Raw genomic sequence first — 17086 nt, 5'->3', positions numbered from 1 at the left:
GTCAGTAGGCCCCCCTTCCCCCGGTCACCGCGGACCACGTCTTCCACAGCACCTGAAGATCCATCATGAGCGACCAGTTCTCCACGTAGCGCAGGTCCAGCCGGACCGACTCCTCCCACGACAGGTCCGATCTGCCGCTCACCTGCCACAACCCCGTCATGCCCGGCCGGACGACCAGGCGCCGGTGCACGTCCGTGCCGTACTGGTCGACCTCGGCGGGCAGCGGCGGACGCGGCCCGACCAGCGACATCTCTCCCCGCAGCACGTTGATGAGCTGCGGCAACTCGTCCAGCGAGTAGCGGCGGAGCAGGTGCCCGACCCGCGTGATTCGTGGATCGTTCCGAATCTTGAACAGCACGCCGTCCGATTCGTTGGACTGCTCCAGCACCAGCTTGAGCCGCTCGGCGTCGACGACCATGGTGCGGAACTTCAGCATGTCGAACTCCCGGCCGTACCGGCCGATGCGCGTCTGCCGGAACAGCGCGGGACCGGGGCTGGTCGCGCGGACGAACGCCGCGATGACCAGCATCGGGACGAGGAGGACCAGGAGAAAGGCCGCGGCCACGATCCTGTCGAAGGCGTTCTTGACCAGCCGTCGCGATCCTTCGAGCTCGGGGTGCTCGACGTGCAGCAGCGGCATCCCCGCGACCGGGCGGACGCTGATGCGCGGGCCGGCGACGTCCATCAGGGCCGGAGCGACGAAGAGGTCGGTGCCCCCGGACTCGATGGCCCAGGCGAGGCGGCGCAGCGCGGCGCCGTGGAGTTCGGGGCACGCGAGGACCGCGACCGCCTCGGCGTCGACCTTGTCGACCACGGCGGCCACGTCCCGGAAGTCCCCGAGCACGGGCACGCCGTCGATGTCGGAGCGCTGTCTCCGGAACTGCCTGTTCGGCAGGCATGCGGCCACCACCCGCATGCCGTGGTACGGCTGCCGCCGCAGCTGCAGCACCAGCTCCTGGACGGACTGCCGGTGTCCCACGGCCACGACCCGCCGCATGTACTCGCCCCTTGAGCGCAGGCGGTGCAGCCTCTTCCGCATCCGGTGCCGGAAGAGCAGCGTCAGCACCGTGGCGAGCGGCAGCATCGCCATGACGTAGCTCCGGGCCACCATGGTCTGCGTCAGATACGCCCCGATCGCGACGGCCGCGGTGAGCCCGAGCCCACCCTGGGCCACCGAGCGGAACTCCGCCGTGCCCTCGCCGTGAGCGCGTGCCCGATACCCGCCCGCGAGGCCGACGACCAGAGGCCAGCCGAGCGTCAGGGTGGCGCCGAAGACGAGGTCGTAAACCGGGATGTAGGCCCCCAGCTGGAGCCGGGTCAGCTCGACTCCGCAGAAGGCCAGGGCCCCGCACAGGAAATCCCCCGCCGTGAGGAGTCTGCGAAAGGACCGCTCCGACACCCTTGCCGGGAGCCGGACGCCGAGGCCGCGGGGAATCACCCCCAGTTCCGCCAACTCTAACCGCGATTCCATGTCACCACGCCCAAGTAGCCAGACTGCGCAGGAAGATGACGCACCCCCCGTCACACAGGTTGACGCACAACTCATCTTTTTTCAGGGACGGGGGGCATGCACGAGCCTGATGGTAGACAGCGACCGCTCAGTACGGAATGTACGTGATCTGTCCACAGTTGGCCGGGCGAATTCGCGTTTTGGACTTGACGGGAACGTTCCAATATGCCCCTCGCGTCGGTCATCGCACAACACCACTGACTTATACATCAGATCCTCGTCTATGATCTCCGCGTGGCGAGGGCGGGACAGCGGGTGAAAGCCGGAGCCGGGGTACGGCCGGCCGAGCGGTGCGCTTCCCACCACGACCTGACCGCGGCGACCGGTGGATATCCGCTTCGGAACACGTCCGCCGCGTGGAACCGAGCATTGGACGCCTCGTGACGACATCCGGGCAGTTGCCTCTCACTGTGACTCCACCGCCGCGGACGTCGCGCCGGCGCAAGGTGCTGATCGTCGTGACCCTCGCGCTCCTCCTCCCGCCGGCGGCCCTCTTCGCGGTGCTGATGCAGCGCCAGCACGTGTACGACACCAACCTCCGGCGGGTGCAGCAGGTGTTCCCCGAGGAGTCGGACCGACCGGCCAGAGCCATTGGAACCGCCCAGAACTGGCTGGTCGTCGGCGCGGACAAGCGGCCGGGGGAGAGCGGCTTCCAGCGGTCGGACAGCCTGATGATCGCGCATGTCCCCGCCGACCGGAAGCGAATCTTCCTGATCGGCATACCTCGTGACTCGTATGTGACCATCCCGGGCCACGGGCACGACAAGATCAACGCAGCCTACGCGTACGGCGGCCCGCGCCTGCTCGTCCAGACGGTGGAGCGACTGGTCAAGGTCCGGATCGACCACTTCGTCGCGCTGGATTTCGACGGCTTCATCGACATGAGCACGGCGTTGGGCGGGGTCGACGTCTATGTGGCGCGCCAGGTGCACGACCCCGCGAACAAAATCACCTGGCCGCAAGGAAACGTACATCTGGAGGGCGAGCGCGCGTTGCTATTCGTCCGCCAGCGTTACGGACTACCCGGTGGGGATTTCGACCGGATTAAACGGCAGCAGGCGTTCTTACGGGCGGTGGCCGAAAAGGTGGTCAGCAAGGGAATGCTGACCAATCCGTTCGCTGTGGACAAGTTCCTCCAGGCTTTGACGCGATCCCTGTCGGTGGACGCCGGGGTGGACATGAAGACCCTGAGAGGCCTGGCGCTCGAACTCCGCGACATACGCGGCGGCGACCTGCTGTCGGCCACCTACCCCGTCGCCGGCACGGGCACGGTCAAGGGGGTGAGCGTCGTCCGCCTGGACGCGAAGGAGGGCGCCAAGCTCACCGACGCCCTGCGGAACGACACGCTGGAGCGCTACTTCGCCGACCGGGGCGGGCTGAACGAGTCCTCCTTCGTCAGGTGACCCCGCTCGTTCAGTCGTACTCCAGGTCGGGCAGGGGCGAGGGCGGCTCCGGGCTGCGCCACACCACGACGTAGTCGGCGCGCGCGCCGGCCACCGCCGTGCTCAGCCGGTCGAGGTCGAAGTCCGGCAGGTACCGCAGCCGGGCGAGGAAGCTCGCGTCGGTCGCCGAGTGCGGGACCACGCAGCCCTCGCCCTCCCGGTCCAGCAGGACGATGAAGACGTCGTCCGGCTGGCCGGACGGATCCCGGCGATCGTGACCGCCGACGCGGACCTCGACGACGTCCTCCCACGCGAGAGCCTCGACGCTGCCGTCGGCATAGTGACGCGTCACGCCTTCTTCGGTGACGTACACATAGGTGTCCGGCACTGGGTTGCCGTGCATGGGCGCGATTGTGACGACTCACAGCGGCCCCGTGCAAGACCGTTCAGACCCGCGCTCAGCCGTGCCGCCACCGCAGATGGTCGCGCACCGCCCGTACGGCCGCCTCCGCCGGTCCCTCCGCGATCGCGCGGAGCAGCGCCGCGTGCTCGGCCGCGAGCTCACGAGGGTCCTCGTACGCGTGCCTGAGCCGGACGAGACCGAGCCGCGTCTCGGCCGCCAGCGTGCCGTACAGGCGCTCCAGGCGAGGGCTGCCGGCGGCGGCGACGAGCGCCTCGTGCAGCGCCATGTGCTCGGCCACCACACTCGCCCACGGCGCGCCGGGCGGCAGGCCGGACAGACGGCCCAGCGCCTCCTCCGCGGCGCCCACCCGGCGACCGGCCACCGCCTCGGCCATGAGCTCCTCCAGCGGCCTTCTGACGTACATGAGGTCGGCCAGGTCGGCGGGGGTGATCACCGGGACGTACGCGCTGCGGTTGCGCTCGCGCCGCAGCAGCCCCTCGTGGACGAGGAGCGCCAGCGCCTCCCTGACCGTGGGGCGGGCCACGCCGTACCGGGCGGACAACTCCTGCTCGGGCAGCGCCGCTCCCGGCTCGACGTCCCCCGACAGCACCCGCTCGCGCAGCGCGGCGGCGAGCGCCTCGACGGTGGAGACGGGCCTCAGGGTGGTCACGGGGCCGAGCCTACTCATCGGGCCTACTCGCCGGGCCTACTCGTCGGGCCGGGCCCGTCGGCCGAGCGTGTCAGTGACGCCCGGCCGTCGCCCTCGGCGTCCCCGGCACGGGGACGTCCGGAGTGCGCGCCCGGGCGGGCAGGGCGACCACGGCGAGTCCCGCGGCGAGCAGCGCCAGGCCGGCGCACGAGACCGCGGACAGGTGCTCGCGCAGCGCCACGACGCCGAGCAGGGCCGCGACGGCCGGTTCGGCCAGCGCGAGCGTGGCCGCCGTGGCCACGGGGGTCGTGCGCAGGCCCCGGCCGTACAGGAGGTAGGCGAGGGCCGTCGTGGCGCAGCCGAGATAGAGCGCGGTCAGCAGGCCGCCCGGCCGGGCGAGCCACACCGGGCCGCTCAGCACGAGGACCGGCAGCATGAGGACGGCCGCACCGCCGAAGAGCACGCCCATGACGATCCCCGAATCCGTCCCCCCGCCGATCGCGCGGGCCGCGACGACCGCGTAGAAGGCGTAAAGGAGCCCGCCGAGCAGGGCGAGCCCGATCCCCGCGGCGTCGGCGCCGCCGGCCTCCCCTCCGGCGCTGCCGCCGGTGACGAGCACCGCGCATCCGGCGACGGCGGCGGCCGTGGCGAGGGCCCAGCGCCCGCTCGGCCGCTCGCGCCCCACGAGCCAGGACAGGACCCCGGTGAAGACCGGGCCGCTGCCGATGGCCACCACCGTGCCGATCGCGACCCCCGTACGGTGGACCGCGGCGAAGTAGCAGAGCTGGTAGGCCGCCACGGCCGCGGCCCCCAGAGCCAGCGTCCAGTGCGAGCGGGCCCGATGCGCGAGGGTCCAGTGCGCGCGGGCCGGCCGCGCCGGATTCCGCCCGGCGCTCCGTACGTGCTCGCGGGAACGGTCCAGAGGACGCGAGCGGGGGGAGCTGCGGCGCGCGGACACCGCCAGCGCGGCCAGCACGGCACCGCCCAGCACCAGGCGGGCGGCGGCCAGAGAGACGGAGTCGGCGGCGGCGAGGGCTCCCGCGGTGCCCGCGGTCCCCCACAGCACGGCCGCGGCGACGACGGCGAGCGGACCGGATCGCGAGTACATGGGCTCGATTGTCTGACAATCAGACAGAATCGGCAAGGTCTTTGCCCCTCAACGTCGAGACTGTCCTGATACGGGCTGTGGCCCAAGTCGTTAGGAACGATCCCTGGTGGGCCGTCTCACGGATTGCTAGGGTTTCGCCACTAATTAACATGTGTGTAACCGACGGGCGGGGCCATGGCTGGTCGGAAACGGTCCATTCGCTTCAAGATTTTCGCGATCCTGCTGGTGCCGGTGACCGCTCTGGTGGTGATCTGGGGGTTCGCCGCCACCGTGACGATCGAGCAGGGGCAGCAGCTCCTGCGCATCCAGAAGGTGTACGACAACGTCGTCTATCCGGTCAGCGAGACGATCAACGCACTGCAGACCGAGCGGTTCGTGTCCGTGAGCTACCTCGCGTGGCGCACCACCTCGTTGCGTACCGACCTCCAGGGTCAGCGGCGCAGGACCGACGGCTGGGCGGCCGAGATGACCCGCCTGTCGGCGCAGGCCCGGGACGAGACGCCGCCCGCCATGTGGAGCCGGGTCCAGGACCTGATCCGGCAGGTCCGCGGGCTCGACGTGCTGCGCGGCCAGGTCGACGACCACACGCTGACCCGCCTTGAGGCGATCGAGGAGTACAGCTCGGTCATCGAGACCGCCCACCAGGTCTACGACCGGCTCATGATCTCGCCCGACATCGACATCGTCGCGCAGACCAAGGCGATCATCCTCCTCGTCCGCAGCCGCGAGGTGGTGAGCCAGCAGTCGGCGCTCGTGCTGGGCGCGCAGGCGGCCGGACGGATGTCGCAGGACGAGCGGGACGCCTTCTCCGGCATGGTCGGCAAGCGCCGCCTCCTCTACCAGCTCGGCACCAGCCAGCTCGACGCCACCCTGCTCAAGCAGTTCGGCGCCCTGAACGCCGCCCCCGTCTACTCGGCGTTCCTCTCGCTGGAGAACGACGTGATCGCCAGCGTGCGGCCCGGGCAGCCGCTGCCCCCCGACGCGATCGCCTGGCCGACGACGGCCCAGGCCCTCACCAGCCAGCTCACCGAGACGACCAACGTCGCGGCCGACATGACCGCCGCCCGGGCCATGCCGCTGGCGCAGGCGGTGCTCTGGCGCATCGGGATCGTCGGCGGCCTCGGCCTGGCCGCGGTGCTCGCGACCCTGTTCGTCTCCTTCCGGTTCGCCCGCACGCTGACCGGCGAGCTCACCGCCCTCCACCGCGCGGCCCGCGACCTCGCCGAGCGGCGCCTGCCCGACCTCGTACGGAGGCTGCGGCGCGGCGACGACGTCGACGTGGCGGCGGAGACGCCGCCCGTGGTGGGGCGCAGCGACACGGTCGAGGTCGAGAACGTGGGCAACTCGTTCACCTCCGTGCAGCAGACCGCCGTGGAGGCGGCGGTGGGCCAGGCGGAGCTGCGCAAGGGCGTCAACAAGGTCTTCCTCAACCTGGCCCGCCGCAGCCAGTCGCTGCTGCAGCGCCAGCTCGGCATGCTCGACAGCCTGGAGAAGGAGATCGCCGACCCCGACCTGCTGGAGCGGTTGTTCGGGGTGGACCACCTCACCACCCGCATGCGCCGCCACGCGGAGGGTCTGATCATCCTGTCCGGGGCGGTTCCCGGGCGTGGCTGGCGCAACCCGGTCCGCCTGTACGACGTGGTGCGCGCCGCGATCGAGGAGGTCGAGGACTACCTGCGGGTGGACGTGACCGTCCCGCACGGGTACTCCCTCGCCGGCGGCAGCGTCACCGACGTGATCCACCTGCTGGCCGAGCTGATCGAGAACGCCACCGTCTTCTCCCCGCCGCACACCCGGGTGCACGTCCGGGGCGAGGTGGTCGGCCGCGGTTTCGCGCTGGAGGTCGAGGACCGCGGGCTCGGCATTCCTCCGGAGGAGCTGGAGCGGCTCAACCAACGCCTCGCCGACCCGCCGGAGTTCGACCTCGCCGACAGCGACCGGCTCGGCCTGTTCGTGGTGGGCCTGCTGGCCCGGCGGCACAACATCCGCGTCTCCCTGCGCAGCTCGCCGTACGGCGGGACGAGCGCCGTCCTGCTGCTCCCGCAGGAGGTCGTGGTGGAGGGCGGGATCCACGAGCCGGTGGTGGAGCCTCTCTCTCAGCCGGAGCACGTCGCCCCGGCGCTCGCCCTCACGCCGCCGGTCGGCGGCGACCACGGCTCGCTGCCCAAACGGGTACGCCAGGCCAACATCGCTCCGCAGCTCAGGGAGGATCCGAGGGAGGAGCGGAGTGACGTGTTCTCCTCGTTCCGGTCCGGCTGGCAGCGCGCCCAGGAGGACTCGTGACCGAGCAGGAGGAGGGGCCCCTGCTGCGCCCCTACACGATCACCCGGGGACGCACCCGTCCGACGGGGCCGGAGTTCGACCTGATGACGATCATCAGGACGGCCCCCGCGGCGTACCGCGGGGTCTCCGGTCTGGCCCCCGAGCACTGGCGGATCCTGCAGCTGTGCCGGGGGCCCTCCTCCGTGGCCGACCTGGCCTCGGAGCTGGGCCTCTCGCTGAACGTCGTACGCATCCTGCTGAGCGACCTGCGCGACCAGGGGCTGATCACGGCACGGCCGCCGGCGACCGTGGCCCAGCTGCCCGAGGAGCGTCTCCTGCGCGAGGTCATCCAGGGGCTGCAGGCGTTGTGACGCCTCAGGAGTCCGTCGCGCAGGACTCCACGAGGCGCTGCACGTGCCAGCGGGCCGGGGTCGTCAGCTCGTCGGCGTACCGCTCCAGCAGGGCCGCGCACTGCACCGGATCGGCGATCTCGACGGGCGGCAGGACCAGGATCGCCTCCTCTCCGTCCAGCACGAGTTCGCCCCGCACGCCGAACGTGCCGTCGCCGACCGTGACGGCGGTCTCGAACACGAGGTCGTGCCCGGGCAGCTCCAGCGCCACGCCGAGCCGTACGGCGGGCCCGGCCAGGTCGGAGATGATCTCGACGCGGACATGGGGGAAGAAGTCACGGGAGAGGGACCGTCCCATCTCGCTGAACCGCGCCGCCGTGCGCTGCAACGCCCGCAGAAGCTCGGCGGCGCCCTGACTTTTGGCGTCCACCCCCGCAGGGTAGATCACCGCCGGTAGCGGTTTGGCCGAATATTTAGGTTGGCCCGGAAATTTCCCCAGGGGAAACCGTCGTCAGCGGAAGGCGTAGCACTCGACCTCCGCACGCCGGCGGGTCAGCCCGCCGCCCACCGACTCCTCCACGCACGCCCGCTGGGCGGCGCTGAGTTCGAGGGGCCCGCAGACGGAGACCCCGGAGTACGTGCGGCAGTCGAGGGCGGGGTTGAACGCCCCCACGACGTATTTCGCGCGCACCTGCGCCCGGCACCGCGCACGCGCCTGCCCCGTCTTCGGGTACCGGCACTGGCCGACGAGGACGTCGTACTGCTCCTGGCTGACCTCCTGCCGCTCGACCCCTCCCTCGGGCGGCGCGAGAGCCTGCCGGTACGCGCTCCGCAGACCGGTCCCCGGGCGTACGCCGGTCCCGGCGGCGACCGCCGCGACCGCGGCGGCCGTGCCGAGCGTCGTCATGGCGGCGAGCACGGAGACAGCGACGATCTTTCTCATGCGATCCCCCCGAGGAGGAACGTACCCACGAGCGACAATCCGCCCCAGGTGCCCCGCCGGACCACAATGGACGACCGTGACCTCACGTCATCGTGAGATCGGAGAAGGCACCACGTTGGGTAAACGCGATATTGCCGAGTGTGGTCGAAGAAGATCGCGGGTAGATGTGGTCCCGGAACCGAAGGGGACGGCCTTCCGCCGTTCAAACTCATTTTCCTCGGTCCAAATCCGGTCATTCTCGACACAACGGAGCTTTTACGTGCGATTTGTTCACGCAGTCACGACAGGCGCCCTGGTTCTCGCCGGACTGACGGGTACGAGCGCGGCCGCCCTGGCCGGCACCGGACCGACCGACCCCTCCGGGTCGGCGTTCACCGGCTACCAGGTCGTCGCCCTGCCCAACGCGAACGTGCCGAACTTCACCCGGCGCACCGTGTACTGCCCGGCCGGCAAGCGGGCCGTGGGCGGCGGCGGCGAGGCGCAGGGCAACGACGCCGTCCTCGTGGGCAGCTTCCCCACGGCCGACGGCACCGGCTGGATCGCCCTCGGCCGGCAGCCCCGCTACGACAGCGTGGGCATCAGCGTCTACGCCATCTGCGCGTACACCAGCTGACACGGCCCGCCCGCGGCGCGCCCCACAGCGCGCCGCGGACGCGGCCCGCGCCGGGAGGCTCACCCCGAGGCGCGGGACGGGCGCCTTCCTGCGTGCGCCACCGCGTGCGTCAGGGTGTGCGTCAGGGCGTGGGCGGCCCGGCGGGCCGTGGTCTTGGGACGCGAGAGCGCCCGCGGGGCGGGGCGCCCGGCGGGCGGATCCTCCCCGGAAGGCGCGGCGAGCACCTGGGCGATGTCACACGCCCGGCTCCCCCGGCACAACGCGTTCTGGATGCCGATTCCCTCGTTCGCGACGTTGACGGAGACCTGCTGGGTGCCCCGGTTGCTGATGGGGCTCGACGCCGAGAGCGCCGGCCGCGCCTCATCCCTCCCCGCCGACGCTCCCCGGTCCCGGTGCGACTCCCGCGGATGACCGGCCGCAGCGGCGGCGGGCGCCGCGACGGCGAGAGTCAGCACGAGCGACGCACAGGCGAGAAGCCCCGGACCGCTCCGCAGAACCGGCCTGCCGTACCACCGACACCTCATCGCGCGCCGCTCCCGTCAGCCGGACCGCTCCTGCGGCCCCTCCTCGTGCGGGGCCGTTACTCAGGCTAGTGATCCGCCTTTTCCCAGCGTCCGGCACGCGCGGCGTCTTACGCCATCATTGCCATATTCGTCGGCGCACCGTCCGGTCGATCGATTCGCGGCCCGGACGCGCGGCGGGAAACGTCACCAGCCGAAGGCGTTGACCGGCATGTTCTGCCAGATCTTGCAACGCTTCGGGCCGGGGCCGCAGAAGGCGCCCTGGGTGTTGATGCGGCCGCCGACCGTGATGCCGGTCTGCTGCTGGCCCATCATGAAGGTCGGGCTGTAGACGCCGTTGAGATTCTGGTTGAACCTGCCGTTCCCAGAGCCGAACTGCCTGGCCGTGGCCACCCCTCCGGCCGCCACCTGCCCCTCGCCGCCTCCGTGTCCGCCTCCGTGCCCACGTCCGTGTCCGGCGGCGTGCGTCACCACGCCCGGGCGCAGCGGAGCCGTGCTCGCACTCGCCTCCCGCGCGGTGGCGGCCGAGGCGAGCGCGGCCACGAGGACGGCCACTGTCAGGCGGCCGGCCGCGAGCGCCGGAATCATTCGCGAAGGGGGCGTACAGTCGCGGGACATCTGGAAACGCACCTACTCACCAAGGCCATCCGGCGACGGGTCTCGTCGTGGACATAAGCAACGATGCCCTCATACCCCATTCGATGGCCTCGGTTCCGGCCCTGCCAAGCGCGGCATGGATGATGACTCAGCTTTTGCCGCAATTCCGCTTATCCGGCAAATACGCGCAGAATCACCATTTCTACGACACCTGGGCGACCGGTGACACGGGAGCGGGCGACGGATCCGGCCTGCCGTCCTGCCTCGGAGACGTCCATACGGGCCACGCCGGCGAAGACGTCGGCAGCGCCGTGACGGCGGGCCGCGCCGGAAGACCCGTCCCTTGATCAAGACCGTGGTCGAGCCCGTGACCGACGCCCAGATCGAGGCCCAGATCGAGGCCCACGGTCAGCGTTCCGTCGTACGGCAGTTCCCGCTCGCCGCATCGGTCCCAGACGGCGAGCGGGCCCTCGAAGCGCGACGTGAGCAGGTGCTGCAGCGGAGTGCGGGGCAGGAAGAGGTCGACGTCGGGCGTCGCCCGGCGCACCGCCCGGGGCAGTCGCGGCTCGCGCAGCCGGACCAGTGTGGCCGGTTGGGAGCGCTCGGCGAGCGCGCGGATGTCGAGGAAGGACAGGTTCGCCACCTCCCGGGCCGCCGAGACGTGCCGCACCAGCACGCGGACCGGACCCGGCGCGCCGTCCATCCGGGCGAGCGCGGGCTCGGCCCCGGCGTCGCAGACGATCTGGTCGGCGAAACCGTCCCTGACCGCCACGACTCCCCCGGCCTCGATCACCGCGACCGCCTCCGCCAGTGCGTCCTGGCCGAGCAGCCCGTCCCAGCGCAGCGCGGGGCCGCAGGCCGCGCATCCCGCGGCGTCGTCCGGGCCGCGCCGCGAACCGGGCCGGTCGCACTCACGCCGGCAGTCCTCGCACAGGGCGAGCGGCCGTACGCGCGGCTCACCGGCGGGGGGACCGCACTCACGGCACCGGACCAGCGGGTAGAGATGCCTGCGCCCGCGCGGGTCGAACAACTCGCGTACGCAGCCGGGGCAGATGCGGTGCTCCAGGCCGTACCCGCCGATGCCCGCCGGCACGCTTCCGGCCGGCGCGGAAGCACCGGCGGCCCGCCCGCCGGGAGAAGTCAAGATGCCCATGGCGTCCGCACTGCCCCAGATGATCGACACCAATCCCACAGACACCAACAGTCACAGATGTCACATATTGCGCATCTCGACCACCGGCGCGAGACTGATGATCTCGATCGGCACAGCAGACCGGAGAACCACGGTGACCGACGGACCAGGATCGCCCGCGATCGACTCCTCCGCCTCGCACTCGGCCCGCGTCTGGAACTACCTCCTGGGCGGCAAGGACAACTACGCCGTGGACCGCGAGGCCGGCGACATGATCATGCGGATGTTCCCCGACATCGCCCGGATCGCCCGTCAGCAGCGGCGTTTCCTCGTCCGCGCGGTGCGCTACCTGACGGCCGAGGCGGGTGTGCGCCAGTTCCTCGACATCGGCACCGGCCTGCCGACCGCCGACAACACCCACCAGGTCGCCCAGCGCGTCGCCCCCGAGAGCCGGATCGTCTACGTCGACAACGACCCGCTCGTCCTGGTGCACGCGCGGGTGCTGCTCACCAGCACGCCGGAGGGCAGGACCGACTACATCGAGGCCGACGTGCGCGACACGGACACGATCCTGGCCGCCGCCCGGAACATGCTCGACTTCGACCGGCCCGTCGCGCTGATGATGCTCGGGATCCTGGGGCAGCTTCGCGACGAGGAGGACCCGTGGGCGGTCCTGGCCCGCCTGCTCGACGCCCTGCCGCCCGGCAGCTATCTGGCGGTGAGCGACGGCACCGACACCAGCGAGGCGCTCGTGCGGGCCATCGAGATCTACAACGCCAACTCCGCGAGTTCCTACCACCTGCGCGCCCCCGAGGCGCTCGCCCGCTTCTTCGAGGGCCTGGAGCTCGTCGACCCCGGAGTGGTCACCGTCCCCCGCTGGCGGCCCGACCTCGCGGACGCCGAGAGTTCTCCCCGCGCCGTGGACGCGATCTGCGGCGTCGGCCGCAAGCCCTGACGGACGGCCGGGCCCGGCCGCTGAATATTTCACCGGCTCCGGCGCGGGCCGGCAGGGGTCTCGTACGGATTCTCCGAGGTCCCCTCACACTCTCGTCCGTTCGTTGCGGAAAGGGCGCTTTCCCCTGACGCGGACGGTGTACACGCGCCGGGCGATTGATGAGTCTGGGGATCATCGGCGCCCCTCCGGCATCCGGAGCGGCCGCCGGGACACGCCCGGCTCACCTCATCTGGAGAACGATCGCCCATGACATTCGGCGGCAACCGGTTTCTACGCGGACTCCTGACGGCCGTCTCGGCCACGGCCCTGGGCGGAGCGGGGCTCGTCCTGGGCACGACCTCCGCCGACGCCGCCGTCGGCTGCAAAGTGACCTACGCGACCACCCAATGGGGCACGAACTCGGGCGGCTTCACGGCCGGCGTCACCCTCACGAGCACCGGCGAGTCTCTGAACGGCTGGAAGCTGACGTTCTCGTTCCCCGGCACCCAGCGGCTCACGCAGGGCTGGTCGGCCAGATGGACCCAGTCCGCCAACCACGTCGTCGCGGAGAGCGAGACATGGAACGGCTCGGTGCCCTCCGGCGGATCCGTCCACCTCGGCTTCAACGGCACCTGGACCGGAAGCAACCCGCCGCCCACGGACTTCGCCGTGAACGGGGTGCCGTGCCAGGTGATCCTCATTCCGAGCCCGTCGCCGAGCCCTTCGCCCAGCCCTTCGCCGAGCCCTTCGCCCAGCCCTTCGCCCAGCCCTTCACCGAGTCCCTCGCCGAGTCCGAGCGTCAGCCCGAGCCCGGACGTTCCGGTGGACAACCCGTTCATCGGCGCCACCGGGTACGTCGACCCGGACTGGGCGGCCGACGTGGAGTCCTCGGCCGTCAAGGTGGACGACGCCACCGCGGGCAGGATGCGCGGCCTGAAGAGGACGTCCACCGCGGTCTGGCTCGACCGCATCGCCAACGTCACCGGGGGCTCCGGTGTGACGAGGACGCTCAAGGACCACCTCGACGAGGCCGTGCGGCAGAACGCCGGCTACGTCACGCTCGTGCTGCACGACCTGCCCGACCGCGACTGCCGGTCGCTGGTCTCCAACGCCGAACTGCACGAGGCGCAGGGCGGCCTGAACCGCTACAGGACCGAGTACGTCGACGCCATCGCCGCCCTCCTGGCCAGGCCCGAGTACCGGAACCTGCGCGTCGCGACGGTCGTCGAGCCGAAGGCGCTGATCGACCTCATCGTGGGCACGGGCACCCTGCGGTGCGTGCAGGCGCAGCAGTCGGGCGTGTACACGGCGGGCATCCGCTACGCCCTCGACAGGCTCGCGCCGCTGCCCAACGTCTACACGTACCTGGACGCCGGCAACGCGTCGCTCGCGGGCTGGGACACCAACTTCACGCAGCTGACGACCCTCATCACCGAGACCGTGCGCGGCACGGCGGCGGGGCTGAACAGCCTCGACGGCATCGCCACGAACGTCGCCGACTACGTCCCCCTCACGGAACCGTTCCTGCCCGACCCCAACCGCACCGTGGCCGGCCAGCAGCTCATCATGAGCAGGTTCTACGACTGGAACCCGCACTTCGACGAGCGGGACTACGCCCTCGCGATGCGCGGCGCCCTCGTCGCCAAGGGCCTGCCGAGCTCGCTCGGCGTGGTGATCGACACCTCCCGCGACGGCTGGGGCGGACCGGGCAGGCCGACGGCCGTGAGCACCTCGCTCGACCTCAACACGTACGTGGACCAGAGCCGCGTCGACCGGCGCCCGTCGCGGGGCGCCATCTGCAACCAGAACGGCGCCGGGCTGGGCACGCGGCCGGTCGCGGCGCCCGTGCCCGGGGTCGACGCCTACCTGTGGATCAAGCGGCCCGGCGAGTCGGACGGAGCGGGCGGCCCGATTCCGCCCGCGGGCTCGGACCAGCCACTCGACGGCGTGTGCGACCCGAAGGGCAACCTCACTCCCTGGACGGACTCGATACGACCGACCAACGCCCTTCCCAACGCGCCGCTCTACGGCGACTGGCACCACGAGCAGTTCGTGATGCTGGTGAACAACGCCTACCCCGCGCTCTGACCACGCTCCGGCGCCCCCGCCGCGAGCCGTCCGGGCGGCCGGCTATCCGCCCGGACGGCTCTGGAACAACTGGGCGTCGGTGCTCGGCGGCGCCTGTGTCGAGGTGTCGACCTGTGAGGTGATGTCGATGCCGTGCCTGAGCTGGGTCCACAGGCCGAGGATCGCCGCCGCCTGGGCGACGATGAGCGCGATCCCGCTGCCCGCCGTACCGAGCCGGTAGACGACGGCCACGGGGGTGAGCCGCGACGCGAGGCCGCCCGGGCGGGTCTGGAGCGTGCGCGCGTCCATGAGGACGGCGACCACGGTCAGGACCAGGAAGAGCAGCAGGATCCGGACGAGAGAACCGCGCACGGGGGCCTGCCCGATGAGGTTGTTCAGCACGGCGTGCGCCCCCGTGGCCGCGCCGTACGCGAGCACGGGCACGGCCCCCTTCAGGTAACCGCGCCTGCCGGGCAGGCGACGCCACAGCGCGCCCAGCACGAACCCGGCGACCGGCCAGATCAGCAGCCCTCCGATCAGGTCGCCGGCCAGTCCGTAGAACCCGTTGGGCTCGCGGAGCCGGTCGAGCCAGCCGTCGTGGCCCATGCTGTCGGTGCTCCAGGTGGCCCAGATGAGGAACACGGCGGCGGGCGCGCCCACGTAGGTCGCGTACCGCGAGGCGAGCCGCGCGTTGGCCCACCATGAGCTCCCCGGGCCGCGCGCCAGCGCGAGGTCGAGCGGGGTCAGGCCGTCCTCTCTGCGGGGATCGAGGCCGATCTCCCCGCGTAACCGCCCGATGCGCTCCACGACCGGCTCGTTCTCCCTGAGGTAGGCGGCGTCGTCCATGTCTCCCGCGGCCCAGCGCCGGCGCAGGCCCTTCTCCCGCGCCTCCAGGGCCCGGTGCTCCTCGACGATGACGGCGAGCCGCCGCCGCGACACACCCGGGTCCGCGGGCTCGGCCCGTCGCGTCAGCCGCAGCAGCAGAGACAGCACCGCCAGACCGGCGAGCGCGGCGAGCGGGACGGGCATCCCCGCGTACGTGCTGGGCCATCTGATCGTGCCCACGACGAACAGGAAGGCGACGAGCCACGCGGTGAGCGGCCCGACGGCTTCCGTGCGCCGTCCGTGCAGACGCAGCAGCAGCAGAAGCAGGAGCACCACCAGCGGCCACATCAGATAGGCGAGGTTCCGCAGCAGAAAGAAGGGCGACACGACGACATCCGGCAGGTATCCCCAGGTCCGCAGGCCGGTGACGGCCGCGTGGGCCACGAACGCCAGGGTCGTCAGCGCGAGCCCCGGGACGCTCCATCGCAGCAGCGCGCGGACGGCCCGGGGCGTCCTCCTGTCCGGTACGCGAGCCGCCCGCACCGCGATCACCCACGCCGCTCCGGTCAGCAGCGACGCCGTCGCGACGGCCGATGCGACCCACGCGGGGTCCGCCTGCTCGTGGACGTACCGCCTGGCCAGGGGCGCGAAGCCGCTGACGGCGACGAGCGCCGCTCCCGCGAGCACCACTCCCGCCGACGCCGGACCGGTCAGCCCTGAACGGGTGCGCCCGGCGCCGGTGGGCGCCCGGCCGGCCCGCCGGATTCGCGGACGCGCCCGCCGCCACGCGGCCGCGCAGAGCGGCGCGGCCAGGATGAGAACGGCCCCCGCGTCCGTCAGGCCGATGAGGTGGGCCGGGAAGAGCGTCCCGCTGAGGAGGAGTACGGCCGCGATCACCTCCACCGCGGTGATCATCGCCAGGGTGCCGAGAACGATCCTGACGAGAGCGCGCTCGTCCCGGTCGGCCGAGCGCCGGCCGAGCAGCACGAGCAGTCCGGCGAGCAGCAGGTAGGGCAGCGCGAAGCCCAGGCAGGTCGCGACCGTGAGCACCTTCTGTCCTCCGGAGCCGGTCCAGCGCTGGAACGCGGACCGCGCGGACATCCGGAGGGCGACCTCGACGCGCGGCGGGGCGGCGGCGTCCCGCCACACGTACGTGTGGCCGGGCCGCACCTCCGACGGCAGGGGCGTCACTGCGCGCACCTCGGAGTCCGGCGCCCGCACGGCCACGGCCCGCCATCGCGCCCGGGCCAGCCCGGGCGGCAGACCGGCCGGTGAGAGCTGCAACGCGACGAACCGGGTCCGGCCGGACGTCCGGCTCGACCAGAGCCCGGCAAACTCCGTCTCCCACTCCATGTCGTACGACTGCAGAGGAGTCTCCTGGGTGCGCTGGACCACGACCTCGGCGCCGTCCGGCGACATCGTGGCGGTCGAGGTCGACGGACCGCCGGCCAGAAGCAGGCAGCCGTCGGCGCCGCCGGCGGCGAACAGGGCGGCGGCCCCCGGCCAGTCGCGGGGCACGCCGACCCGCGTCGTGCTCCTCATCACAGCGGTGTCGTGGCCGCGTTCCTCGACGGTCACGGACGTCTCGACCCAGGCGGAACCGGGAGGTCCGAACTCGCACTCCGAAGCGGCGAGCGCCGGGCGCGGACCGAGAGCCACCGCCGCGAGGAGCGCCGACGTAAGGACGGCGGCTCTGAGCACCATCGCGACGGGGATCATTCCCACGACGGTCGTCATCTGCCGCACAGCCGACCTCCCCGCGCGATTGGGCTCCAAAGGATCAGTCGCTC

At 71.8% G+C, this 17086-nt stretch carries 16 protein-coding genes; 6 read left to right on the top strand and 10 right to left on the bottom strand.

Annotation, left to right across the window (positions count from 1 at the left end):
• Position 1: 1 nt before the first annotated feature.
• The gene (locus HHX37_RS04370; RefSeq protein ID WP_182883108.1) at positions 2-1471 is read right to left on the bottom strand and encodes a sugar transferase; all 1470 of its coding nucleotides are present in this window, start codon (positions 1469-1471) and stop codon (positions 2-4) included.
• A gap of 449 nt (positions 1472-1920) precedes the next feature.
• Between HHX37_RS04370 and HHX37_RS04365 the strand changes: the two genes are divergently transcribed.
• On the top strand, positions 1921-2913 hold the full coding sequence (locus tag HHX37_RS04365) for an LCP family protein (RefSeq protein WP_182883109.1): 993 nt from the start codon (positions 1921-1923) through the stop codon (positions 2911-2913).
• A gap of 10 nt (positions 2914-2923) precedes the next feature.
• Here HHX37_RS04365 and HHX37_RS04360 read toward each other — a convergent pair whose 3' ends face one another.
• The 3 genes from HHX37_RS04360 to HHX37_RS04350 all read right to left on the bottom strand — a co-directional run bounded on the left by HHX37_RS04360 (position 2924) and on the right by HHX37_RS04350 (position 5052).
• Positions 2924-3295: a hypothetical protein gene (locus HHX37_RS04360; protein WP_111700615.1), complete on the bottom strand. Its 372-nt coding sequence runs from the start codon at positions 3293-3295 to the stop codon at positions 2924-2926.
• A 55-nt stretch (positions 3296-3350) separates the two neighbouring features.
• On the bottom strand, positions 3351-3965 hold the full coding sequence (locus HHX37_RS04355) for a GntR family transcriptional regulator (RefSeq protein ID WP_310738335.1): 615 nt from the start codon (positions 3963-3965) through the stop codon (positions 3351-3353).
• Between the two features lie 70 nt (positions 3966-4035).
• Positions 4036-5052 (bottom strand): EamA family transporter, encoded by a 1017-nt coding sequence (locus HHX37_RS04350; protein ID WP_182884553.1) that lies wholly within the window; start codon positions 5050-5052, stop codon positions 4036-4038.
• Between the two features lie 174 nt (positions 5053-5226).
• On the opposite strand from HHX37_RS04350, the gene HHX37_RS04345 reads away from it, so the two are divergent.
• A complete protein-coding gene (locus HHX37_RS04345) occupies positions 5227-7335 on the top strand; it encodes a nitrate- and nitrite sensing domain-containing protein (RefSeq protein ID WP_182883111.1) in 2109 nt (702 codons plus the stop codon).
• The gene (locus tag HHX37_RS04340; RefSeq protein ID WP_111700611.1) at positions 7332-7685 is read left to right on the top strand and encodes a DUF742 domain-containing protein; all 354 of its coding nucleotides are present in this window, start codon (positions 7332-7334) and stop codon (positions 7683-7685) included. Before HHX37_RS04345 ends, HHX37_RS04340 begins: the two co-directional genes overlap by 4 nt.
• A 4-nt stretch (positions 7686-7689) precedes the next feature.
• Here the strand turns inward: HHX37_RS04340 and HHX37_RS04335 are convergent, their stop codons facing one another.
• Both HHX37_RS04335 and HHX37_RS04330 read right to left on the bottom strand, forming a co-directional pair.
• Positions 7690-8094 (bottom strand): hypothetical protein, encoded by a 405-nt coding sequence (locus tag HHX37_RS04335; protein WP_182884552.1) that lies wholly within the window; start codon positions 8092-8094, stop codon positions 7690-7692.
• Positions 8095-8175: 81 nt separating this feature from the next.
• Complete coding sequence (locus HHX37_RS04330; RefSeq protein ID WP_259404010.1) at positions 8176-8607, bottom strand: hypothetical protein; 432 nt, start codon at positions 8605-8607, stop codon at positions 8176-8178.
• Positions 8608-8866: 259 nt separating this feature from the next.
• On the opposite strand from HHX37_RS04330, the gene HHX37_RS04325 reads away from it, so the two are divergent.
• Positions 8867-9220 carry a hypothetical protein gene (locus HHX37_RS04325; RefSeq protein ID WP_182884551.1) on the top strand — a complete coding sequence of 118 codons (354 nt, stop codon included), beginning with the start codon at positions 8867-8869 and terminating at the stop codon, positions 9218-9220.
• Between the two features lie 59 nt (positions 9221-9279).
• On the opposite strand, the gene HHX37_RS04320 is transcribed toward HHX37_RS04325, so the two are convergent.
• The 3 genes from HHX37_RS04320 to HHX37_RS04310 all read right to left on the bottom strand — a co-directional run bounded on the left by HHX37_RS04320 (position 9280) and on the right by HHX37_RS04310 (position 11491).
• On the bottom strand, positions 9280-9675 hold the full coding sequence (locus HHX37_RS04320; protein WP_182884550.1) for a hypothetical protein: 396 nt from the start codon (positions 9673-9675) through the stop codon (positions 9280-9282).
• A gap of 252 nt (positions 9676-9927) precedes the next feature.
• Complete coding sequence (locus HHX37_RS04315) at positions 9928-10329, bottom strand: hypothetical protein (protein ID WP_182884549.1); 402 nt, start codon at positions 10327-10329, stop codon at positions 9928-9930.
• A gap of 211 nt (positions 10330-10540) precedes the next feature.
• Positions 10541-11491, bottom strand: coding sequence for a Sua5/YciO/YrdC/YwlC family protein (locus HHX37_RS04310; protein ID WP_182884548.1), 951 nt, complete (start codon positions 11489-11491; stop codon positions 10541-10543).
• Between the two features lie 133 nt (positions 11492-11624).
• On the opposite strand from HHX37_RS04310, the gene HHX37_RS04305 reads away from it, so the two are divergent.
• Both HHX37_RS04305 and HHX37_RS04300 read left to right on the top strand, forming a co-directional pair.
• Positions 11625-12425: an SAM-dependent methyltransferase gene (locus HHX37_RS04305; protein WP_310738336.1), complete on the top strand. Its 801-nt coding sequence runs from the start codon at positions 11625-11627 to the stop codon at positions 12423-12425.
• Between the two features lie 246 nt (positions 12426-12671).
• Entirely contained in the window at positions 12672-14492 is a 1821-nt protein-coding gene (locus HHX37_RS04300; RefSeq protein ID WP_182884547.1) for a glycoside hydrolase family 6 protein, read from the top strand.
• A gap of 42 nt (positions 14493-14534) precedes the next feature.
• On the opposite strand, the gene HHX37_RS04295 is transcribed toward HHX37_RS04300, so the two are convergent.
• A complete protein-coding gene (locus HHX37_RS04295) occupies positions 14535-17033 on the bottom strand; it encodes a DUF6185 family protein (protein ID WP_259406232.1) in 2499 nt (832 codons plus the stop codon).
• Between the last annotated feature and the right edge of the window lie 53 nt (positions 17034-17086).

It is taken from the genome of Microbispora sp. H10885 (genome assembly GCF_014161415.1).
GTDB classification, from domain to species: Bacteria; Actinomycetota; Actinomycetes; order Streptosporangiales; family Streptosporangiaceae; genus Microbispora; species Microbispora triticiradicis.
This window is presented reverse-complemented; position numbering and strand designations above follow the sequence as displayed.